The sequence below is a fragment of the Chelativorans sp. J32 genome, from assembly GCF_000518985.1.
GTDB lineage: Bacteria > Pseudomonadota > Alphaproteobacteria > Rhizobiales > Rhizobiaceae > Chelativorans.
Genome location: NZ_JAEQ01000002.1, coordinates 207,314 through 227,309, shown reverse-complemented (window position 1 = coordinate 227,309; position 19,996 = coordinate 207,314). Strand labels below are relative to the sequence as shown.

Sequence of the window (19,996 nt, the reverse complement as noted above, 5' to 3'; positions counted from 1 at the left end):
TCGTTCAGGCATGAAGGCTCGGTTTCCTTTGGAGATCGGCATCAAGCCTCGTCCAGCCAGACCTTCCCGAAATCCACCTCGAAGCTCGGGTGGATCCGATGGTTTTTCACCGCCTCCACGGAGTGGTTGTAAACCCTGCGCCAGTAGGGCTGGATGATGATTCCTGAATCCTGGATGTGCTGCTCGATATCCTTCATCACCGTCCGGCGTTCTTCCGGGTCCGGCATGGTAAGCGCCCTATCGATCAGCGCGTCGAGATCGGGATTGGAATAACCGGACTCGTTCCACGACTCGCCCGAGCGATAGGCAAGCGCCACCGTCTGTATCCCGAGCGGCCGCATCGCCCAGTTCGTCATGGAGAAGGGATATTTCATCCAGTCGTTCCAGAAGGTCGAACCCGGCAACACCTCCCGCTTCACCTTGAAGCCTGCTTCACGGATCTGGGCCGCGATCGCATCGCCCGTGTTCTTATGCCAATCCTCATCGACGGTGATGAGCACATGCTCGTAGTCGGTCTGGCCGGCCTCCTGCATCAGCCGCTTGGCTTCCTCGATATTGCGCTGGATCTTCGGAAGTTCGGCGTATTCGGGATGGATGGGGCATACATGATGGTTTTCCGCCACATCACCGGCCCCGCCATATCCCAAGGCAAGGACGGTGGCGTTGTCCACCGCCAGTTGAAGCGCCCGCCGCACGCGTTCGTCATCATAAGGCTTGTTGTTGACATTGGTGCGCGCGAGGATGGTCGCGGCAGTGAGTGTCTCGCTCTTTACAAGCCCCAGCCCGTCCAGGATGTCGACGTAATCGGCGCTCGTCTCGTAATTGGTATGGATTTCGCCCGCTTCGAAAGCCGAGACCATCGCGGAAGGGTCGGTGCCATAATCGATGAACTCCACGCCGTCCAGATAGGGCTCACCGCCCCACCATTGGCCGTTCTCACGCCGCTTGACCACAACCCGGTTGCCGACTTCATAGGAGACCAGTTCGAACGGGCCGGTGCCGATCGGGTTGGCGACGAAATCGCGGCCGGTCTCGTCAAAGCTCCGATGCACCACGAGCGCCGGATAGTCGGTGAAGCTTGCGATAATGGAGACGTCGGGCCTCTGCAGGACAAGACGCACTGTCTGCTCGTCCACCCTCTTGATGGCCCCGTCCCGCACTTTTTTTGTCGCCGGATCGATGAGCGATGTCAGCCGGGTAGCCATGGAGTTGCCCTCGGCCGTCTCATCGCACCAACGGGTGATGTTGTAGATCACGTCATCCGCCGTGAAGGGATCGCCATTGTTCCAGGTCACGCCGGGCCGGACATTGAGGACATATTCCGTCGCCTCCTCGTTCACCTCCCAGCTTTCCAACAGCCTTCCCTCGAAAGTGAAGTCGGCCGTGTACTTGACGAGCGGTTCCAGGGTCTGGCGCATCGCATTCGCGATCTCGGACCAGTCCGCCGTGCGGGGGTCCTTCGGATCCTTGATCCACATTGCCATTTTCAGAACGCCGCCCTTTTTTGGCTCCTGCGCGAATGCCGGACGGGGCAGCGTAAGGCCGGCCATCGAATAAGCCCCGGCTGCTGTGGCACCGAAAATACTGGCAAGTGCAAGGAACTCTCGGCGGTCGATCTGGCCTGCACGCGCCTTTTCGGCCATGCTTGAGATGCGGGCGGGGACGGCTCCGCTGTTGCTCTTGAAGAACTTCATGTGGCACTCTCCCCTTAACTTCCGATTTGCTGCGACTGGGCGGGCCTGGACCAGTAACATTCCGTCAGGCCAGCGGCATTGTCAAAGCGCTATTCTCCTGACAGCGCTCTGTCAGCTGACCTCGAACACAACACCGGAACGTATTCTAATAGTGAAATTTGGCAGTCGGCCTCATCAATTTCCCGGGATCGGATCGCGTCTCACGCGCCGATTGACGGCACCTGAACGCGTTGATAAGTCTCGGCCATTGCCTGAGGTGCCCCGCCCGGCGGGGTTAAAAGGGAATATGGAAGGGCGTGCGTCGCCCGAGCCATAGCTGCTCCCGCAACTGTTAGCGCCGAGGCTTCCTCAAAATGCCACTGGGCTTTGACCTGGGAAGGCGAGGATGCCGGAGAAGCGCAAGCCAGGAAACCTGCCTCGGGTCGTCACCTTCCGGATGCGGGCAGCTTTCGGGACTGTGGTTTCGCAGTGGTGGCGGATCAAGTCATCGCTGGCGGAACCGGGCTCAACGGCCGTTCCCCAGCAATTGCAGGGCTATTGGGGGACGATATGACCGCAGGACGCATCACATCCAGATTTCTCGCCGGCACTTCGGCGCTTTCCATCCTTGTAGTCGCGCTTCCAGCTGGCGCGCAGGACATTGAACTCGGGGAGATCGTGGTAACGCCAAATCGCGCGCCGACGGAATTGTCGGCGAGCGGTTCATCGGTGGAGATCATCGACCAAGAGAGGATCGAGGCCCAGTCCCGTCCTCTCCTGACCGATTATCTGAGCGAATTGCCTGGCATTTACGTCGCCACACAGGGCGGGATGGGCAAGGAGACGTCCCTGTCCATACGCGGTGCCGACAAGAAATACGTCAAGGCGCTCTTCAATGGGATCGATATCTCCGATCCCACCGCCACCCAGATACAGCCATCCTATGAGCATCTGCTGATCGGCGGCATAAGCCATATCGAAGTGCTCAAGGGTTCCCAGAGCACGCTCTATGGCGCGGACGCGGTCGCCGGTGTCATCGACGTTTCGACGCTGCGCAATGATCCGATCGGCCTCACGCACCGGGTGATGGTGGAAGGGGGCTCACATGAGACGGGCCGTGCGAGCTACGGCCTGTCCAACGTCACCGAAACCGGGCGCATGTCCTTCGATCTTTCGGGACTGTACACGGGCGGGATTTCGGCGGCGCTCGTCAATGGCGACCCGCTGATCGATTCGGGTCAGTCCAGCCTGGAAGACGATTTCTACCGGAATTTCACTGCCAGCTTTGCCGGCGAGCAGGAACTGGGCGAAAACGTCACCATTTTCGGTTCTGGCCTCTTGATCAACAGCAAGGGCGCCTTCGACGATTCGGGCCTGCCGCCCACCGATAACGAGTTCAACGAAGGGCACTACAGACAGATCGCCGGCAGAGCGGGCGTCTCTTTCGACTTGATGGAGGGGCGGTTCCGCAACACGATTTCCGGGCAATTATCGGAGGTTGATCGGGACATTTCCAGCGTCAGCGTCTTCGGAGGCTTCGCCAGCCCATTCGAGGGCCAATACAATGGGCGCCGAGGCAAGATCGATTACCAGGGCGCCTTTGATCTGAACGAGCGTCTGACGCTTCAGTTCGGCGCGGACTACGAGCGGCGGCAGGCGCATATCACCAATAATTTCGGCACCGATACGCGTGACGACGACTGGATTGCCGGCTTTTGGGGGCAGGTAACCGCCGAGCTGATCGAAAACCTCACCGTGACGGCCGGCTTGCGACATGACGACCACAGCCGGTTCGGAGGCTACACCACCTATCGCGGCACGGTGGCTTATCTGCTCCCCTCGACAGGAACCAAGCTGCGCAGCTCGATCGGCACAGGCTTCCGCGCCCCAAGCCTTTACGAAAACAATTATATAAGCTTCGATCCGACGGTGCCTCTCCCCGATCTCCAGCCTGAAGAGAGCTTTTCCTGGGATATCGGGGTCGATCAGAGCTTCATGAATGGACGAGGAACGGCGAGTCTCACCTATTTCCAGCTCGATACGGATAACCTGATCGATTACGACTTCATCCGGGACACCTACATCCAGTTCGAGGGCACGACGCGCCGCCGCGGCGTGGAGATGGCGCTATCTTATGACGTCAATGATTGGCTCTCCCTGGGCGGAAGCTACACCTACACCACGGCCGTGGAGGCCGACGACGAACGCCGCCCACGCATCCCCCGCCATATGATCGGGCTCGTCGCGGAGGCACGACCAGCGGAAAAATGGACCGTCTCCGCTTCCGCCAAGATCGCCCTCGATACGGTCGATTTCATCTCGCCGAGTTTCGGCACCTATGAGCGCGTCAAGCTTGACGACTACGTGCTCCTGGATGCCAAGCTCGCCTACAAAGCCACGGAGGATACGGAGCTCTACCTGCGCGTTGAAAACCTGCTCGACCAGGATTATCAGACCGTCTACGGCTATGGATCTCCCGGCATCTCCGCCTTTGCCGGGTTCAAGGCGAAATTCGGACCGTGATGACGGCGGGCCGAACAAGTGCGATCCGCAGATCTTTGATCGCCTTTTCGGCCGTGGCCTTCTCATGCGTTCAGGCAATCGCCGAAGCCCCCACCCGCGTCATGTCGCTCAATCTGTGCACGGACCAGCTCGCGATGGAGCTGGCCGCGCCGGGGCAGCTCGTCTCCATCTCCTTCCTCTCCCGCGATCCCTCCCTCTCGCCCATGAGCGGCCAGGCAGAGACCTATCCCGTGAACCACGGCCGGGCGGAGGAGGTCTTTCTGGAAAAACCCGACCTCGTCGTCACCGGCACCTATTCGCTGCAGAACACGACGGGGTTGTTGAAGCGGCTTGGCTTCCGGGTGGAAGAATTCAGCTTCGTCCAGACGATTGAAACGATCCCCGGCGACATCCGCCGCATGGGCGCGCTCCTCGGACGCAAGCCGGAGGCGGAAGCCCTGGCGAGCAGCTTCGAGAAGGAATTGGCGGGAATCGAGGCCCGCCAATGCGGTCAGCGCCCGACCGCAATCGCCTTCGAGCAGGGTGGCGTCGCGGCCGGAAGCGGTACGCTGGCTGACTCGGTCCTTGCCGCGGCCGGTTTCCGCAATCTCGCCGCCGAGTCCGGAATTGTCGGAATGGCACCCATGTCGATCGAGCTGATCGTCAGCCAGAAACCCGATGTCATCATCACCCGCGCAGGCGAGGAGGATACCCCCTCGCTGGGCGCGAAGGTCCCTTATCACCCCGCATTGCGGGCCCTCCAAGACACGCGCATAGGACCATTCGTGCCGCGTGGCACATGGTCCTGCGGCGGCCCCTTCGTCCTGGACGCCGTCAAAGCGCTGGCGAGACTGCGCGAGGAGATAGCGCCCTGCGGAGCCCTGCAATGAGGCCCGTCGTTCTCAACGCTGTCCTCTGCCTGCTGATGCTGGCTCTTTTCCTGGCCTCACTCGCCGTGGGCCCCGCCGAACTCGGCATTTCGGAGAGCGTGCGAGGTCTTCTTGCCGGCGGCGGTGAGGCGGCAGCCATCATCATGCGCGAAATCCGCCTGCCGCGTGCGCTGCTTGGCCTCGGCATCGGCTTTACCCTCGGCATTTCCGGTGCGGTGCTACAGGGATTTCTGCGCAATCCGCTGGCCGAGCCTGGCATTGTCGGTGTGTCGGCCATGGCGGCCTTCGGCGCCGTTCTTGTCTTCTATTCGGGGCTTGCCGGCAGCACGCTCTACGCGCTTCCGGCCGGTGCCTTGATCGGCGCCCTGATTGCAGTTCTCCTCCTGCTCGCCCTCACCGCGCGCAGTGGATCGACCCTCACGCTGATCCTTGCGGGCGTTGCCCTGTCCAGCCTCTCCGCGGCACTAACCTCGCTCGTGCTCAATCTTTCGCCCAATCCATTCGCAAGCTACGAGATCATCTTCTGGCTCCTGGGCTCGCTCAAGGACAGATCGATAGAGCATGTCTGGCTCGCCTTGCCCCTGACGCTCGCGGGATGGTTGCTGATCGCGCTTTCCGCCCGCGCCATCGATGCGCTTTCTCTGGGCGAGGAGACCGCAGCCAGCCTCGGAATCGACATGCGGCGCGCGCGCCTCTTTATCGTGCTGGGCACCGCCCTCGGGGTCGGGGCGGCGACAGCGGTCGCCGGCACCATCGGCTTTGTCGGCCTGGTCGTACCGCATCTCGTCCGTCCGCTGACCAACCGGCTGCCCAGCCGGTTGTTACTGCCGGCGGGTTTCGCAGGCGCCGCTCTCCTCCTTGCCGCCGATGTTGCCGTCCGCCTCATCCTCCCGGCGGGTGAACTCAATGTGGGTGTACTCACCGCCCTCATTGGCGCACCTTTTTTCCTCTGGCTGGTGATACGCTCCCGCCGGGAGGTTTTCTGATGCGGCTTGAGGTCGAAAATCTCGACGTCGCGCTTTCTGGCCGCCCGGTGCTAAGGGGCATAGCCATGAGCCTCTCCCCTGGCGAGGTGGTGGGTCTTTTGGGGCCGAACGGCGCCGGCAAATCGACCCTGATGCGCGCGCTGGCCGGACAGGTCTCCGCATCCGGCAGCATGCGTCTTGGCAGCCAGGACCTGTCAGCCCTCGCACCGGCTGCGCGGGCAAGGCTTCTCGCCTATCTGCCGCAGACCCGTGTCATAGGCTGGAGCATTTCTGTTCGCGATGTCGTCGGCCTCGGGCGGATTCCATGGCGCCGCCTCGGCGTTCGTCCCACCGCGGAAGACGTGGAGATTGTCGACCGCGCACTGGCGCTCATGGATATCGCGCATCTGGCAGATCGTCCCGCCACCGAGCTTTCCGGTGGCGAACAGGCCCGCGTGCTCACTGCGCGCGCCGTTGCCCAATCCACTCCGGCGCTCATTGCCGACGAGCCTGCCTCGGGCCTCGATCCAGCGCACCAGATCTTGATGATGCAGGCCTTGCGCCGGCTCGCCGCGGAAGGGCGCATGGTCCTCGTCTCCCTCCACGACCTCACGCTCGCCGCGCGCTGGTGCGACCGCGTCATCATGCTGAAGGAGGGGCGGATCGCCGCCGGGGGGCCACCCGAAGCGGTGATGACACCGGAATGCCTTGCCGATATCTACGGAATAGCGGCCCACTTCGCGCGCGACGAAGGCGGACTCATACTAGCCCCGACGGGGCTCACGGCTGTGCCATGACTTCCTGGCCGGAGATCGTCCGCGTAGCCGAACGCGCCGATGCGGAGCCCATCGAACCGCCTCGGAGGGAATTCGGCATCGATGCGGACCGCGCACCGCCTGTTGACCTGGACGCGTCCGACCCGCCGGAAGAGGCTGGCCCAGCGCTCCCGCCCCCGACAGGGCCTGCACTCCCGCGCCGTATCCGGCTCTTTTCCGCAGGTCTCATTCTCGCGGTCGTCGCCTCGGCCATGATCCACACAGGAGTGCTCGCCTTCCTGCTGGAGCAGATCGTCAGGCCGGGAGTTGAGGCGCCAAGCGACGCGGTTAGCGTCGAGATCGTGCTCGAGGAACCGCCCTCCCCGACAGCCGGAGTAGCTTCTCGGCCGCAGGTTTCCTCCATACCGGCAAGTCCAGCCTCTTCTGAAGAGACATTCGTGCCAGATGAAGAGGAAGTGCCCGCCGCTCATTCTCGAGACGAGCCTGCAGTGGAGGCTCAGGAACAGAATGCGGGGGGATCGGAAGAAACCGCAGCAAGCGAACCGGCGACTGCCGAGCCGGACGATGCTGGCGTCAGACCGATGGCCGAACCAGCGCCTTCCGAAATCGCCTCAGAGGCTGAAAACAAGCAGAAGGAAGAGCCGTCTGATCCCGCGCCCGAAAAGGAAGCGACGACCGAGACCGATACACTCGCGCTGATCGCGCCGCCGACCGTAAACATCCCTGTTCCAACCGCGCGCCCCGAGCCTCCAAAGCCACGACGGGAACAATCGACCAAATCCACCAGCCAGGCCGCGAAGCGCGAACAAGGCGGGAAAGCCGCATCCAAGGCATCATCGAATCAAAGGCAAGTCGCCACCGCCAAAAAACCTTCGCCCATGCCGCGAAAATCGCCCTCACCCTCATCCGCCGGCCGGCGGGGTGGTGCGACCGCCGGCGAGCTTCAAGCCTATACGTCACGGCTGCTACGGCACATCGACCGCCATAAGCGCTATCCCCGGGCAGCGGAACGCCAGGGCATTTCCGGGACGGTACGGGTTGCGATAACACTCGATCCCCAAGGTGGCTTTCTCGGCGCGCGGATTGCCCGAAGTTCCGGGCAGCCGGTCTTCGATGAAGAAGCCCTGGCGGCTACGCGCCGTGCAATACCATATCCCCGTCCGCCCAGCAGCTATACTGGCGGCCGGGTGACGGTCTCGCTTCGCTTCGAACCGGGCCGGTGACCCGCTTGAATTCCGCCATCAATCGCCGATATCCGTCATGAAGGCGGCGCAAGGCTGCCCGAGTAGAACAGTCTGAGGCACGTAATGGCTCGCAGCAGCACGATAATCCGCTCCCTTGCGGGCACATACCGGCTTGCGGTGTTGACGCTCCTGCTTGGCGCACTGCCGCTTTCAGCCTCCGTGTCTCATGCGCAAAATCCCGCCTTAGGCGGCGGACAACGCCATCGGAACATCGAGCCCACCTGCCCTCCCGGCTCCGTTCTCGTGAACGGGCGCTGTGGGGTTCCGCAGGTACAGCAGCAATGCCCTCCGGGAACGGTTGGCGCCTACCCTACCTGCCGGCCGGCGGTCCGCTCTTTCTGCCCACAGGGGACGCTGGGCGTCTATCCCAATTGCAGGCCGACGCTCAACCTTCCGCCACCGCTCGACGAGCGGCTGAGGGTGCCGAACATTCCTCCACCCGCTCCCGAGGTACGAATCCCCTGAGCTGAGCAGCGGCAGTCATTGTGAAGGGCACCTCAGCAAATGCCGAGGTGCCGATCGGCAACTTACGCCGCATTTATCGCTGGCTCAGACTTCCACAGAGTCAAAGACGCGGATCTTCACCCAGTTCGGATTGCTCTCCGGGATGAAGTGGTTCACGTGCGCATCGGAAACCTGATACGCATCATGCGACTGCCGGTCGGAGAAGATCATGTGAAAGGCAACGTCGAAGTCGTCCTCGTTGAAGAGATAAGCGACCTGCTTATGGCGCGTGAGATTGTGTGCCAGCACGGTCGCGGAGAAAGAAAGCTCCCCAGGATGATTGGTCAGATATTTCCTCCCGAGTTCAAGCTGCCTTTGAACGTTCTCCGGGCTCTTGTCCTTAAGAGTAATGTATATATCATGATGAATATTGCCTTTCATTAAATATCTCCCTAATATGAAACTATACTGCACATACCAACCATCATCTCACTCAAGTTATTTACGGCAAATAAAGAGCGTCGCTGAAATTAAAACCACTATTGTGGCAGCTGGCGTCGGGATCTTGTGACCTCCTCCTTCAGGCTTCTCTGGAGGTGGTGGCAAAATGGGCTATGCAGCTTTTCGGATTTTGCGGCACACGGCTCCCTTGGCGAAATTCTGCCCGGCCGGGGGAGGGAAACCGGCCGGGCGCCCTAGCCCTCCCAGCGGGAGGGCGGGGGAAAGCTAGCGGTTGCTTGCCACCGGGGCGACGAGCGGCGTGATGCGCCTGATAGCGACCCGCCTGTTTTCCCGCTCGCGCTCCTGAGTGTTGATCTTCAGATATTGCTCGCCGTAACCCTGGGTCGCGAGATTCTCGGGAGGAATACCGAAGACATTGGTGAGCGCTTCCGCCACGGCTTCCGCGCGCCGGTCGGAAAGTGCAAGATTAGCGACCTCCGAGCCTACGGCATCCGTGTGGCCTTCGATCAGGAACGTCTCCCCCGGGTTTTTGTCGAGGATCTGCGAGATGGCGTTTGCCACGCCTTCAAGCTTCGGGATCTCGCTCTCGGAAATGCTGGCCGACCCGAACTCGAAATTGATGGTATCGAGATCGATGCGGCGCACCATGTCGCGAACCCGGGCCGAGTAGCGCACTTCGTCCAGCGAGTAGAGCCGGCGCACGGGTTCAACCGGCGGCTGCTCGAGGAAGTTGTAGTAGACATTCGGGTCGTCTACCTGCTCCGCCTCGAGGATATACTCGTTGACCGGAATGGTCAGCCTGAGCGGCGGCAGATCTGCGGCCGGATCCCGGAACTCCAGCACGTCATCGTAGCGATCTTCCGGAACATAGACGAGCACATATTCACGTCCGTCCGGCGCCACACGCACCCGGCGGATGACATCGCCATACCGGTTGCGGACCGTGATCACCCGCGTGCCGTCGCGCCGCTCCACCACCTCGCGCACGCGCCCATTGCGCAGTTCCTCGTAATACACCTGATCGTCGCGACGGATCAGACGGTCATAATCGGGACTGTCGACATAGATGTGGTTGTTGATCTCAACGATCGTGCGGTTGTCGTTGAATTCCTCGACGACCCGGGCATTTTCGCGCGGCTGGAAAATCTCACGCCGCCGCACGCGCCGATCCTCCGGCGTTTGGCCGAGTTCGATCCGCTGCCCCTGCTCTTCCACGAGGGTACGGATTTCCTGCTGCACTTGCTGGGGATCAACAACGTTTTCCTGGGCCTGCGCATCCGATTCAGGAATGGGCGCAGGTTCTGCCTGGGGTGCAGGTTGGGCCTGCTCCTGAGGCTGTCCTGCTGGCGCCTGCTCTCCTTCGGCCGGCTGCTGCTGAGCGGGCTGTTGGTCCGCGGGCTGTTGAGCCTCGCCCGCAGGCTGAGCTTCCTTCTGGCTGTCGAGCACCGGCGCGGCATTTTCAGGGAGCGCCTCCTGCCCTGTAGCCGGAGCTTCTGCACCGGGCTGGGCCGCTTCGCCCTCGGGAGTAGGCTGGCCGCCTTCCTCGGTGGTACCCGGCTCCGCGCCAGGCTGTTCGGCCTGAGGCGCAGCCTCGGGCGCCTGCGGTCCTTCAGCCGGCGGGGCTTCCTGCTGCTCTTGCGCGGGTGCGGCTTCCGGCTGAGCGGGAGCCTCTTCCGTCGCGGGCGCTTGCTCGGTCGCTGGAGCTTCTTCCGTTGCAGGGGCCTGTTGCTCGGCTGGCGCCTGTTCTTCCGCTGGCGCAGTCTGCTCGGTCGGAGCCCCTTCTGGGGTGGGGGCCTCCTCGGTTGCAGGCGCCTCGTCTCTTGCGGGTGCTTCCGGCTCCGCTGGTGCCTGCTCTTCCTGGGGAGCTTGTTCTTCCGCCGGTGCCTCCTCAGCAGCGGGCGGCTCCTCTGCGGCGGGAGGAGCCTCCTCCCGGGGTGCAGCCTCCTCAGGTGCCTGCTCCTCAGCGGGTGCCTGTTCCTCGGCGGGTGCCTGTTCCTCGGCGGGCGGTGCTGCCTCCTCTGGAGCCTGCTCGGGCTGCGCCTCCTCGGCGGGTGCGGCAGGCTGTTCTTCCGCAGGAGCTTCAGCAGGAGGGGCTTCTTCAGGTGCGGGCTCTGGCTCGGGAGCCGGTTCCGGCTCCGGAGCTGCTTCCGGCTGCGCCTCCTGTTCTGGTGGTGGCGCCTCTTCCTCCTGGGCAGGAGCTTGCCCGACCGGAGCACATCCGCCGTCGGCCGGCACGGTTCCAGGCGGGCATCCACCGCCGGCGCCCTCCCCTTCGCCCGCCGGTTGCTCCGCCTGCGCCAACATCATCGGCGCGCTGAGATCTATGGGGCGCTCTCCAAAAGCGAGACGCGCCGTTTCGGCTTTTGCAGCGATCGGCGTCGCCATCAGCAGGCATACAGCGGTTCCTGCCCAAAACCGATTCGACTTTTTCATTCTTGTTGCTCCTGGTGGGCGTCCCTTCCGCAGGGTAAATCTGCGATTTTGAGCTTGGTTCCCGGAAGGGGCAGAAAGAAGGCTGCTCTGCGGCTTGACCTTGACCATCCGCCACGCCACATCGAAGTCAATGGAACCTTTCTGGAAAACAAAGCCCCTCGTGGCGATGGACGAATCGGAGTGGGAATCCCTCTGCGACGGCTGCGGCAAATGCTGTCTCGCCAAGCTGGAGGACGAGGACAGCGGCGAAATCCACTGGACGAGCGTCGCCTGCCGCCTGTTCGATGCCGGGACTTGCCGCTGCTCGGATTATGCCGACAGGCTGGCGCGTGTGCCCGATTGCGTACAGCTCACGCCCCGGAATGTCGGCGAGATCGCCTGGCTTCCTTCTACCTGCGCCTACCGGCTTTTGGCGGAAGGCAAGGATCTTCCCTCCTGGCATCCGCTCGTTTCGGGCCGGGCGGAGACCGTGCACGAAGCCGGGATCTCCATCCGCGGGCGCGTCAGCAGGCTCGAAGACGAGATTGAGGATCTGGATGAGTATTTTGAGCACGTCCTGGAGAAAGAACCGTGAGTGCAGCCGATACGGAAACCGTGATTGCCCGGGCACTGACAGCCTTCAAGGCAGGTGATATCGATGGAGTTGCAGCCTGCCTAGCGGAAGATGTGGCAGTGGATCTTCCTGGCACACCGCGGGAGATCGGTCTCGACAAGGCGCGCTGGCGGCTGGCGGACCTCTCCCGTTTCCTGAGGGCGGAGGCGATGGACATCGCCATCATGACAGACCGGGGCGGCGTTCGCGCCGCACTCGAGTTCACGTTGAGCGGTACTTATCTTGCAACCCTGCCTGGCTTTCCCGAAGCGCGCGGCCAGACTTTCCGGCTTCCGGCCGGCCTCTTCCTGGATATCGATGACGAGGACCTGATCTCCCGCGTCACCATATGCTGCGATCCGGCAAGGCTCTCCGCCTCGCTCCAGGAGGAATGATCCTCAGCTGAACCCAGGATGAACAGCGGATTCGCTCGCGGTTCAGACAGCCGATGCCATTGTGCGCCCATTCGCTTCGGCGTTTTTGCCACGGAGAGATCGGAGAGCCTCATGTTCCAGAAAATCAAAGTCGCTGCGCTTTCAGCCCTGCTGGGCTTCGGTGCGCTGGCTTCCATGCCTGCTGCAGCACATGCCGACGGGATCTATTTCAGCTTCGGCGGCGACAACAATCGTTCCGGCATCTATGTCCGCGATCATGACCGCCGCGACAACCATCGGCCGCGTTGGGCGGCTTCCTGCACCCCGCGGGATGCGGTGCGAAAGGCTTATCGGATGGGTCTGCGCGACGTCCATGTGCAGCGCGCGAACCGGAACACCATTCGTGTGACGGGTCGCACCCGCTATGAGCGTGCAAGCATCGTCTTCGCCCGCGCGCCGCATTGTCCCGTGATCCGCGCCCGCTGAGTCACGCGACACAAAAAAACGCCGCCGGTCCCGGCGGCGTTTTTCATTTATCGAATTTTGTTTACTGCTGGTCGAGCTCGAAGGTCACGTTGACCTGGACCGTATAGCTGTTTTCGCCGGCCTGGACAGGAACTGAGATGGCCTGGTCTGCCTCCATGCGCATCATCTTGGCGCCGAGCGGACGGGGCGGCGGCGTTCCCACCATGTTTTCGGAGATTTCCACCACGTCGCCAAGCTTCACGCCTGCGGCTTCTGCCAAGGTGCGCGCCTTGGAAACGGCATCTTGGACGGCGCGCTTGCGGGCATCGCTCAGGGCGGCGGACGGATCGTCATTGGTGAAGGAGATATAGCCGCCCTGGTTCACGCCGAGCGTGACGGAGCGGTCGAGGATCTCGCCCACTTTCTTGAGATCCCTAATCCGCACGGTGAGCCCGTTCGTCACTTGATATCCCGTGATCCGGGGCGCCTTTTCGCCGTTCTGTTCATTCGGATAGATATAGCGCGGTTCGATTGATAGCCCGCTTGTCTGGAGGTCACGCTCCTCTATTCCCGCTTCCTTCAGCGCGGCGACCACTGCGACCATGGCCTGGCTGTTGGCGTCCATCGCCTCGCGCGCCGTTGCAGCCTCGCGGACGACGGCAAGATTGATGACAGCCATATCCGGAGCGATATTGGCTTCCCCCTGCCCGGTCACCGAGATTTGCGGCTCTCTGCCGGCCTCCTGCGCTCCGGCTGGCGGCACCGCCAGGAACGAGGCGGCGAGCGCCAGCGGAATGAAGGGACGGGTCATGGCAATCTCCTCGGTTGGTTGATGCGAATCTGAAATAAAATCCGATTATGAACCGATTGCGGCACCGAAGCACAGTGATGCATGAAAGAGTTCGGTGGAGGATCGGCGAATGCGGCGCTCCGGACTTGTGCCTCATGCGAAAACCCACTAATTGAGCGTGTCCGGGCCTGTAGCTCAATGGTTAGAGCCGGCGGCTCATAACCGCTTGGTTGGGGGTTCGAGTCCCTCCGGGCCCACCAAAATACTTGATTTCTCATGAAAATTGCCTTCGGCCCAAAACGTTTTGGGCCCATCATGGGCCTACATGGAAAGTTGCGACCTATTTTGTCCGGTCGAGTCGCTTACCTCCCGGGCTTTTGCCGCCGATCTCGCGTGGGAGGTCATCCAACATCGCCCTGGTGATGCCGGCTGTCGCAGCCTCTGGCATCGACCCGTGGCAAGCGAGCATGGTCGTGATGGTGACGCGTGCCATCGGCCTGGTCACTCCTCGGGTCGGCGTTGTGCTCCTCGTGGTGATGCGCGTTGGCACCATAGCCATGATCCCTCTGATGCGGGCGCTCCTCCACTTCCTCATCGCGCAGCTTATCGCCGTGATCATCCTCTGCCTCGTCCCGGAGACATCGACGTGGCTACCCAACGTTCTCAATCCCTGAGTCGTGAACGCGGTCCATCGCAACCGGATATTCGTACTGACTGAACAGCCAAACCTTCACGGCTGGGGAGAGGCAACGCTCGAATGGAAAACCCGGGCGGTCTGCGCCTGCATCGAGGATCTTGAGCGCTTCGTCATCGGCGAGGATCCCGTGCGCATCCAGCATATTGTGCACCGCATGAACGGCTTCAGCTTTTGGCCGCTCGGCGCGATCGGGCTCACCGCTGTCTCACGCATCGAGCAGGCGCTCGGGGACATTAAGGGAAAGGCGCTAGGTGTGCCGGTTCACCAACTGCTCGGCGGGCGCGTTCGCGACTATGTGCGTATTTAGACCCACCTCCGCCGCCAAAAATCGGTGAGCAGGTGCCGGCGACCGATATCGGCGTGTTCTGCGATGCGGTGCAGGAAACCGTCGAGATGGGCTGCAATGCCATGAATTCGGCTTCGTTCCGTATACCGGTTACGAGGCGCCACTGCCCGAGGTCCGCCATGTCGAAAAGCTGGCTGTAGCCGTCCGCGGGCGGATAGGCGACAAGATCGCAATCATGACCGATTTTCACGGCCGCCCGGACAGTCTTGAAGCGGCCAAGGTGTATATCGACGCGATCGCCCCGATCCGCCCGTTGTTCGTGGAAGAAGCCATCCAGCCCGGCGACGCCGCGGCAATGGCGGACCTCGCCCGGCGCGTCGATTGCCCGCTCGCCACTGGCGAACGCCTCTTCACTCCACGCGAATTCGCCGATATCGCCGAAAACGGCGGTAGCCTACATTCAGCCTGACCTTGCCCATTGCGGGGCTTGACCGGTGGCCGGAGGATCGCCGCGATAGCCGAGGCTTCCCATATGGGCGTGGCTCCTCACAACCCCATGGGCCCCATGGCTGGCGCCGTAGCGCTCCATTCGACCTCGCCACCCCTAACTTCCTCATCCAGGAAGAGGCGGTGGGGCTGGTCCCCTGGTTTCACGATATCTGCACCAACACCTATCCGCTCGACCTGAAGGGCGGAGGATGGGGCGTGCCCGAAGCGCCGGGACTCGGCATCAAAACCGATGAGATTGCCGCCGCCCGCCATCCCTTCAAGCAGGAAGAGATCCCCGCACTCGAAGCCATCCTTCCCGGCGGCAGTATCGTCAACTGGTAAGTAGGAAGTCGCCAGACAGCAACTCGCCCCGGGCGACCGGACATCTGCCGGGGTAGCAGCGGCAAGTGAAACCCGCAACCGCCGCCTGGGCGCCGTGAACGAGTGAGCAGTTCGAGCCGCAGGATTTTGCTGTCGCCGCCAGGCGACGCTCACCACGCGTCGCCTGGTATCGGATAAGGAAAAGCCAATGCACTCCTGGCAGGGTGGCGCATTGGTCCCCATGTGCTAGCTGTGGACGATTTTTGTGCCAAGCACGTTCAGGCATTCTCGCATGAAAGCTGCGAGACCAGTCCAGCCCTTGGCTGACACCATCTTGCCGTCCACATAGGCTTCTGTCGGCTTTACGTCGACATAGATGCCACCCACGGCCGTCACTTCCGGCTCGCAGGCGCCGAGGCCGGCCACCTTCTTGCCCTTCAGGACACCGGGGACTGCCATCAAGATCTGCACGCCGTGGCAGATCGTGAAGATCGGCTTGCCGGTTTCATGGAAATGACGGACCATATCCTGGACGCGCTTGTCGGTGCGGATATATTCGGGCCCGCGACCGCCGGCGCAGTAGATCGCATCATAATCCTCGACCATCACTTCCGAAAAGGTCTTGTTGATGTCGGCATAATGGCCGAGCTTTTCGGTATAGGTCTGGTCGCCCTCGAAATCGTGCAGTGAGGTTTTGATGCGATCGCCCGCCTTCTTGTCGGGGCAGACGACATGGACCGTGTGCCCGACGGCTTCCATGCCCTGCTGGAAAACGTAGATTTCGTACTCTTCCGTAAACTCGCCTGTGAGCATCAGGATCTTCTTGCCGCTCATTGCGTCTCCTCTCATGTGTCGATTGTTGGCACCCGGACATGGCCGGGTGCCGATTGGGTCAGTTCAGAATGGAGAATCGGGGAAATAGAACTGGTCCGCATTCTCCGGCGTGATCAGCGGCGCGTCCAGCAGGAAGGAACCGCGCATGGGCGCCTGGCCAGCGAACTGGCCGGCGGTCATGTAAATTGCCGACTTGATCATGGACGGTGGGTAAGGTGTGGAGATCGGCGTACGCTCGTCGCCCTCCTTTACCATCTCGATGACCTGCTTCATGCCGTTGCCACCGAGTGCATACTTGATGTCGGTGCGACCGGCCTGATCGATCGCCTCGATAACGCCGAGCAGCATGTCGTCGTCGTTCGCCCATACAGCGTCGATCTTCGGATACTTGGCGAGATAATCCTGCATCAGCGTGAATGCCTCGTCCTGGTTCCAGTTGGCATACTGGATGTCGAGGATCTTGATGTTGGTCTCGGCAATCACGTCCGAGAAGCCCTTTATGCGCTCGCCCTCCTGCGTCAGGGAACCAGGGAAACGGACGAGGAAGGGCGCGCGCTCTTCGAGCGAGCGCTCGAGCTCGATTCGCACTATGCGCGCGCCTATGTCGGCCTGTCCCTTTCCTGGTTCAACGAGTGGGGTTACCAGTTCTGGGACCGCTTCCAGGAAAGCTGGCAGACCGCTTACGGGTACGCCCACACGGCCCTCGATCTCGACGACAATGATGCCATGGCGCATCTCGTTCTCGGCCGTCTGCTGATCTTCGATCGCAATTTCGAACGTGCGGCGTGGTATCTCGACCGGGCGCTGATGCTCTGTCCGAACGATGCCGAGCTTTTGATCCAGCAGGCGATCAACGCGGTTTTCCTGGGCCATCCCGAATCCGCGGTCGAGTACGCACAGAAGGCATTGCGGCTCAATCCGTATCACCGCAACTCATACTACGCCGTCCTGGCGCTGGCTTACCTCATGGCGCGTGATTTCGAGGCAACGCTTCTCACGATGGGCAAGATCTCGCAGATGTCGGAACATGCGCAGCTGATCGAAGCGCCCGCCTACACCGCCATCGTCTACGCCAAGCTCGGACAGATGGAGGAGGCGCGCCAACAGTTCGCGCTATTCCAAAGCAATTTCCGCCAGTCCATCATCGGCGGCCGCGAGCCAGAGCCGGGCGAGGCCTGCCGCTGGTTCCTTCAGAACATTCCCTATCGCCGCCAGGAGGACATCGATTTTCTGGCCGATGGTTTCCGCCTTTTCGACGGAGCTGTCGCGGCCACGCGCGGCGACAGCCTGCCGGCCGCCAAACCGCAAAGGCAAGATGAGCAGAGCTTCGTTCGCCAGGGGAATATATGGCTGATAACCTTCTCCCGGCGGCAGATCAGCCTGCCGGACATGAAAGGCCTGAGGGACATTCAGCGCCTCATCGAGCGGGCGGGCGAGGAAATCCACTGCCTCGATTTGGCCGAGCGCGGAGAGGATTCCTATGGCGGCGATGTCATGCTCGACGACAAGGCACGAACGGCGCTGAAGAGGCGCATCCGTGACCTGCAGGAAGAACTGGCCGAAGCGCAGGACATGAATGATCTTGGCCAGGCGGCGCGTCTGCGCGGCGAGCTGGACCAGCTTATCGATACGCTCGCGAGCGCCCTGGGTCTTGGTGGCCGCAGCCGGCGCATCGGCAGCCTGGCCGAGCGCGCCCGCACCACCGTCACTTGGCGCATCCGTCATGCCCTACGCAAAATCGAAGCCGTGCACGAGCCGCTCGCGAAACACCTCACCAACAGCCTGCGCACCGGCACGTTCTGTTCCTATCAGCCGGAGCAGGTCATCGAGTGGCAGCTTGCATCCGGCGGCTGATCGCGCCACAAAATGGGCAGCCTCGATCGAGGCTGCCCATTTTGTATTGACGATTGACTCGCCTCAGTTCTCTTAATCGTCTGAAACGGCGAAATCGTCAGAGGCATTGTAGCCGCGAGATCCGCGCCCGAACTGCAGCTGGCGCGGATAACCGCTTGTCCTTGTCTCCACGCCGGTGCTGGAGGTGATGTTGCCGATATCGGCCCCGCCAGACCGCCCCTTGGACAAAGAGGACGGCAGATCGTCCTGCTCGCTCGGACCAAAATCATCCGCCGCATTATAGCTGTGGATCCGGCCGGCACCGAACTGCGGATAGCCTGCACCCCTCCTCCCGACAATAGTGCCGGAGTTTTCGATCGCATCCAAGCCGGCAGGCTGCCGCTTAGAGATCGGCAGGTCGGTTTGTTCGCTGAAGCCGAAATTGTCTGTGACGCTGAACCCGATAATGTTCTCAAACGCGTCGGCCGTGCCTAGACCGAGCCCGAGGATGGCGAAGGTGGAACCGAGAATGGCTTTGCGCATGGTATTGCCCTTTCTGTTTGGTTTTGTGTTGTCGGCCAGAGCTGAAGTGGCGAATTGCACCGTCTTCCTGACCGATCGACCAAAGGGCGTGAGGGCGCGCCTCACGATGTGAGGCCGCAAAATTTTTGGAGTTCGCGGCGCTGACGCAGAGCTTGAGCGCTCTCGATCTCGCCTTCATCTCCAACGGTGCCAGTCGATCAATCGTATTGGCAGATACGAACCTGTCACCCAGCCTTTGATGGGGTCACCAGATATAACTTTCCGGAATGCATTCCGGAATGAAAGGAAATTGTGCTGCTAGCGAGTGAAATTCATACTTCCCCCTGCCTGCAGCCGCGAACTCCTGCTCGTCACGTCTCCAAGAGCGGGCTTTAGGTTTTGCCGGGGGAATAGGGATGGCTGATGTTTTACCAAGGATCTCCTGAGACACAGAGAATGGGCGATGAGCTTGTGGCTTGGGCGCTCGATCGGTTTGGCGGATGCGGTCTCAAAGAGGAAAATTTAGCCATTACGCTGCTTCCGTTTGCGGCTCGCCTCACGCCAGCCTGTGCCGGACAGGACGTCCAAGGTTACGGGCACAATGGCGGAAGGTCCTTCTATCCCTGCAGTGTTGTGAAGTTGTTCTACCTGGCCGCCGCCGAAGCGCGACTGGAGGAAGGTACCGTACAGATGCATGGTGAGCTCGAGCGCGCCATGCGGGATATGATTCTTTGGTCGAGCAACACAGGTACGAACTATATCGTTGACCTTGTCACCGGCACGACCGGCGACACCCTGCTCGATGATGCCGAAATGCGGGATTGGATCGACAAACGCCTATGGGTGAACCGATATTTTCGGTCGCTCGGCTGGGCCGAGTTCGAGAACCTGAATGTCTGCCAAAAGCTCATGGACGACCAGCGGTACGGCCGCGAGAGCATCTTCGTCCAGTGGGGCGGCAACAATCATAACCGCCTGACCACCGACGCCACCACACGCCTTCTCTATGCCATTCTGACCGGCAGCATCGTTACGCCCACCCGGAGCCGGCACATGCGCGACTTGCTCGAAAGGCCTACCGACCCCGCCTTCGCGTGCCATCCGCAGGCTCAGATCGAGGGTTATTTTGGCGCCGGCCTGCCCGACGGGGCGAGGCTATGGTCGAAATGCGGCCGAACACTATGGACTGGCGATGAAAACGCCAGCTACCGCCGCCACGATGCCGCATATGTGGAGCTGCCAAGTGGAAAATCGTTCATTCTGGCGGTCTTCACAGAAGGAAAGGAAGTCTCGGAGAACGCGGAAATACTGCCTGCGATCGCCGAAAAGGTCTGCTCATTGACGCAACAGTTCCGAGCCGCGCAGCCTGCGGCCGATATGCAGATATGATGCGGCCGGCTACGG

The 19,996-nt window shown here is 61.7% G+C and carries 21 protein-coding genes, 1 tRNA gene, 1 pseudogene and 1 riboswitch; of the genes and pseudogenes, 16 read left to right on the top strand and 7 right to left on the bottom strand.

The features are described 5' to 3' along the window. Nucleotides 1-41 precede the first annotated feature (41 nt). On the bottom strand, nt 42-1,694 hold the full coding sequence (locus tag CHEJ32_RS0104345) for an ABC transporter substrate-binding protein (RefSeq protein ID WP_028032757.1): 1,653 nt from the start codon (nt 1,692-1,694) through the stop codon (nt 42-44). A gap of 237 nt (nt 1,695-1,931) precedes the next feature. Beyond that, a riboswitch (cobalamin riboswitch) is annotated at nt 1,932-2,129 on the top strand. A gap of 114 nt (nt 2,130-2,243) precedes the next feature. Here CHEJ32_RS0104345 and CHEJ32_RS0104335 point away from each other — a divergent pair. The 6 genes from CHEJ32_RS0104335 (at nt 2,244) to CHEJ32_RS27010 (ending at nt 8,515) form a co-directional block, all read left to right on the top strand. After that, nucleotides 2,244-4,196 carry a TonB-dependent siderophore receptor gene (locus CHEJ32_RS0104335; RefSeq protein ID WP_034657837.1) on the top strand — a complete coding sequence of 651 codons (1,953 nt, stop codon included), beginning with the start codon at nt 2,244-2,246 and terminating at the stop codon, nt 4,194-4,196. Then, nucleotides 4,196-5,065 carry an ABC transporter substrate-binding protein gene (locus CHEJ32_RS23900; RefSeq protein ID WP_034657835.1) on the top strand — a complete coding sequence of 290 codons (870 nt, stop codon included), beginning with the start codon at nt 4,196-4,198 and terminating at the stop codon, nt 5,063-5,065. The genes CHEJ32_RS0104335 and CHEJ32_RS23900 overlap by 1 nt, the downstream gene beginning before the upstream one ends. Next, on the top strand, nt 5,062-6,051 hold the full coding sequence (locus CHEJ32_RS0104325) for an iron ABC transporter permease (protein WP_028032755.1): 990 nt from the start codon (nt 5,062-5,064) through the stop codon (nt 6,049-6,051). Before CHEJ32_RS23900 ends, CHEJ32_RS0104325 begins: the two co-directional genes overlap by 4 nt. Next, complete coding sequence (locus CHEJ32_RS0104320) at nt 6,051-6,827, top strand: ABC transporter ATP-binding protein (RefSeq protein WP_028032754.1); 777 nt, start codon at nt 6,051-6,053, stop codon at nt 6,825-6,827. Before CHEJ32_RS0104325 ends, CHEJ32_RS0104320 begins: the two co-directional genes overlap by 1 nt. Continuing rightward, entirely contained in the window at nt 6,824-8,029 is a 1,206-nt protein-coding gene (locus tag CHEJ32_RS26120) for an energy transducer TonB (RefSeq protein WP_028032753.1), read from the top strand. Before CHEJ32_RS0104320 ends, CHEJ32_RS26120 begins: the two co-directional genes overlap by 4 nt. 84 nt (nt 8,030-8,113) lie before the next feature. After that, nucleotides 8,114-8,515 carry a hypothetical protein gene (locus CHEJ32_RS27010; protein ID WP_156936601.1) on the top strand — a complete coding sequence of 134 codons (402 nt, stop codon included), beginning with the start codon at nt 8,114-8,116 and terminating at the stop codon, nt 8,513-8,515. Nucleotides 8,516-8,599: 84 nt separating this feature from the next. On the opposite strand, the gene CHEJ32_RS23890 is transcribed toward CHEJ32_RS27010, so the two are convergent. Together CHEJ32_RS23890 and CHEJ32_RS0104305 are read right to left on the bottom strand one after the other, a co-directional pair. Continuing rightward, the gene (locus CHEJ32_RS23890) at nt 8,600-8,935 is read right to left on the bottom strand and encodes a hypothetical protein (RefSeq protein WP_034657832.1); all 336 of its coding nucleotides are present in this window, start codon (nt 8,933-8,935) and stop codon (nt 8,600-8,602) included. 285 nt (nt 8,936-9,220) lie between these two features. Further along, nucleotides 9,221-11,389, bottom strand: a complete 2,169-nt coding sequence (locus CHEJ32_RS0104305) for an OmpA family protein (RefSeq protein WP_028032752.1) — start codon at nt 11,387-11,389, stop codon at nt 9,221-9,223. Between the two features lie 130 nt (nt 11,390-11,519). On the opposite strand from CHEJ32_RS0104305, the gene CHEJ32_RS0104300 reads away from it, so the two are divergent. The 3 genes from CHEJ32_RS0104300 to CHEJ32_RS0104290 all read left to right on the top strand — a co-directional run bounded on the left by CHEJ32_RS0104300 (nt 11,520) and on the right by CHEJ32_RS0104290 (nt 12,841). Beyond that, nucleotides 11,520-11,963 carry a YcgN family cysteine cluster protein gene (locus CHEJ32_RS0104300; RefSeq protein WP_028032751.1) on the top strand — a complete coding sequence of 148 codons (444 nt, stop codon included), beginning with the start codon at nt 11,520-11,522 and terminating at the stop codon, nt 11,961-11,963. Then, nucleotides 11,960-12,376 (top strand): nuclear transport factor 2 family protein, encoded by a 417-nt coding sequence (locus tag CHEJ32_RS0104295; RefSeq protein WP_028032750.1) that lies wholly within the window; start codon nt 11,960-11,962, stop codon nt 12,374-12,376. The genes CHEJ32_RS0104300 and CHEJ32_RS0104295 overlap by 4 nt, the downstream gene beginning before the upstream one ends. Nucleotides 12,377-12,487: 111 nt before the next feature. After that, a complete protein-coding gene (locus tag CHEJ32_RS0104290; RefSeq protein WP_028032749.1) occupies nt 12,488-12,841 on the top strand; it encodes a hypothetical protein in 354 nt (117 codons plus the stop codon). A gap of 61 nt (nt 12,842-12,902) precedes the next feature. On the opposite strand, the gene CHEJ32_RS0104285 is transcribed toward CHEJ32_RS0104290, so the two are convergent. Continuing rightward, nucleotides 12,903-13,631, bottom strand: coding sequence for an SIMPL domain-containing protein (locus tag CHEJ32_RS0104285; protein ID WP_028032748.1), 729 nt, complete (start codon nt 13,629-13,631; stop codon nt 12,903-12,905). A 163-nt stretch (nt 13,632-13,794) separates the two neighbouring features. Here CHEJ32_RS0104285 and CHEJ32_RS0104280 point away from each other — a divergent pair. The 5 genes from CHEJ32_RS0104280 to CHEJ32_RS26110 all read left to right on the top strand — a co-directional run bounded on the left by CHEJ32_RS0104280 (nt 13,795) and on the right by CHEJ32_RS26110 (nt 15,424). Further along, nucleotides 13,795-13,870: transfer RNA gene (locus CHEJ32_RS0104280), tRNA-Ile, on the top strand. Nucleotides 13,871-14,032: 162 nt separating this feature from the next. Continuing rightward, nucleotides 14,033-14,284, top strand: coding sequence for a TRAP transporter large permease subunit (locus CHEJ32_RS0104275; protein ID WP_028032747.1), 252 nt, complete (start codon nt 14,033-14,035; stop codon nt 14,282-14,284). Between the two features lie 3 nt (nt 14,285-14,287). Then, nucleotides 14,288-14,614: a hypothetical protein gene (locus CHEJ32_RS0104270; protein ID WP_028032746.1), complete on the top strand. Its 327-nt coding sequence runs from the start codon at nt 14,288-14,290 to the stop codon at nt 14,612-14,614. Between the two features lie 58 nt (nt 14,615-14,672). After that, nucleotides 14,673-15,062 (top strand): enolase C-terminal domain-like protein, encoded by a 390-nt coding sequence (locus CHEJ32_RS27985; RefSeq protein ID WP_084032671.1) that lies wholly within the window; start codon nt 14,673-14,675, stop codon nt 15,060-15,062. 161 nt (nt 15,063-15,223) lie between these two features. Then, a complete protein-coding gene (locus CHEJ32_RS26110) occupies nt 15,224-15,424 on the top strand; it encodes a hypothetical protein (RefSeq protein ID WP_028032744.1) in 201 nt (66 codons plus the stop codon). A gap of 225 nt (nt 15,425-15,649) precedes the next feature. Here CHEJ32_RS26110 and CHEJ32_RS0104250 read toward each other — a convergent pair whose 3' ends face one another. Then, nucleotides 15,650-16,237 (bottom strand): DJ-1/PfpI family protein, encoded by a 588-nt coding sequence (locus CHEJ32_RS0104250; protein ID WP_028032743.1) that lies wholly within the window; start codon nt 16,235-16,237, stop codon nt 15,650-15,652. 63 nt (nt 16,238-16,300) lie between these two features. Further along, a pseudogene (locus CHEJ32_RS23880) lies at nt 16,301-16,750 on the bottom strand (substrate-binding domain-containing protein); the annotation flags it as partial. 213 nt (nt 16,751-16,963) lie between these two features. Between CHEJ32_RS23880 and CHEJ32_RS0104240 the strand changes: the two are divergent. Beyond that, nucleotides 16,964-18,091 carry a lipopolysaccharide assembly protein LapB gene (locus CHEJ32_RS0104240; RefSeq protein WP_156936600.1) on the top strand — a complete coding sequence of 376 codons (1,128 nt, stop codon included), beginning with the start codon at nt 16,964-16,966 and terminating at the stop codon, nt 18,089-18,091. A gap of 72 nt (nt 18,092-18,163) precedes the next feature. Here the strand turns inward: CHEJ32_RS0104240 and CHEJ32_RS0104235 are convergent, their stop codons facing one another. Next, nucleotides 18,164-18,613, bottom strand: a complete 450-nt coding sequence (locus tag CHEJ32_RS0104235) for a hypothetical protein (RefSeq protein ID WP_156936599.1) — start codon at nt 18,611-18,613, stop codon at nt 18,164-18,166. Between the two features lie 435 nt (nt 18,614-19,048). Between CHEJ32_RS0104235 and CHEJ32_RS23875 the strand changes: the two genes are divergently transcribed. Beyond that, entirely contained in the window at nt 19,049-19,981 is a 933-nt protein-coding gene (locus CHEJ32_RS23875) for a serine hydrolase (RefSeq protein ID WP_051469445.1), read from the top strand. Nucleotides 19,982-19,996: the final 15 nt, after the last annotated feature.

Coding starts and splice junctions, on each gene's coding strand:
- CHEJ32_RS27010 (WP_156936601.1), top strand. CDS start 8,114: ATGGCTCGCAGCAGCACGATAATCCGCTCCCTTGCGGGCACATACCGG.
- CHEJ32_RS0104335 (WP_034657837.1), top strand. CDS start 2,244: ATGACCGCAGGACGCATCACATCCAGATTTCTCGCCGGCACTTCGGCG.
- CHEJ32_RS0104325 (WP_028032755.1), top strand. CDS start 5,062: ATGAGGCCCGTCGTTCTCAACGCTGTCCTCTGCCTGCTGATGCTGGCT.
- CHEJ32_RS23875 (WP_051469445.1), top strand. CDS start 19,049: ATGGGCGATGAGCTTGTGGCTTGGGCGCTCGATCGGTTTGGCGGATGC.
- CHEJ32_RS0104290 (WP_028032749.1), top strand. CDS start 12,488: ATGTTCCAGAAAATCAAAGTCGCTGCGCTTTCAGCCCTGCTGGGCTTC.
- CHEJ32_RS0104240 (WP_156936600.1), top strand. CDS start 16,964: ATGGCGCATCTCGTTCTCGGCCGTCTGCTGATCTTCGATCGCAATTTC.
- CHEJ32_RS0104235 (WP_156936599.1), bottom strand. CDS start 18,613: ATGCGCAAAGCCATTCTCGGTTCCACCTTCGCCATCCTCGGGCTCGGT.
- CHEJ32_RS0104300 (WP_028032751.1), top strand. CDS start 11,520: ATGGAACCTTTCTGGAAAACAAAGCCCCTCGTGGCGATGGACGAATCG.
- CHEJ32_RS0104345 (WP_028032757.1), bottom strand. CDS start 1,694: ATGAAGTTCTTCAAGAGCAACAGCGGAGCCGTCCCCGCCCGCATCTCA.
- CHEJ32_RS26120 (WP_028032753.1), top strand. CDS start 6,824: ATGACTTCCTGGCCGGAGATCGTCCGCGTAGCCGAACGCGCCGATGCG.
- CHEJ32_RS0104285 (WP_028032748.1), bottom strand. CDS start 13,631: ATGACCCGTCCCTTCATTCCGCTGGCGCTCGCCGCCTCGTTCCTGGCG.
- CHEJ32_RS23900 (WP_034657835.1), top strand. CDS start 4,196: ATGACGGCGGGCCGAACAAGTGCGATCCGCAGATCTTTGATCGCCTTT.
- CHEJ32_RS23890 (WP_034657832.1), bottom strand. CDS start 8,935: ATGAAAGGCAATATTCATCATGATATATACATTACTCTTAAGGACAAG.
- CHEJ32_RS0104250 (WP_028032743.1), bottom strand. CDS start 16,237: ATGAGCGGCAAGAAGATCCTGATGCTCACAGGCGAGTTTACGGAAGAG.
- CHEJ32_RS0104275 (WP_028032747.1), top strand. CDS start 14,033: ATGCCGGCTGTCGCAGCCTCTGGCATCGACCCGTGGCAAGCGAGCATG.
- CHEJ32_RS0104320 (WP_028032754.1), top strand. CDS start 6,051: ATGCGGCTTGAGGTCGAAAATCTCGACGTCGCGCTTTCTGGCCGCCCG.
- CHEJ32_RS0104305 (WP_028032752.1), bottom strand. CDS start 11,389: ATGAAAAAGTCGAATCGGTTTTGGGCAGGAACCGCTGTATGCCTGCTG.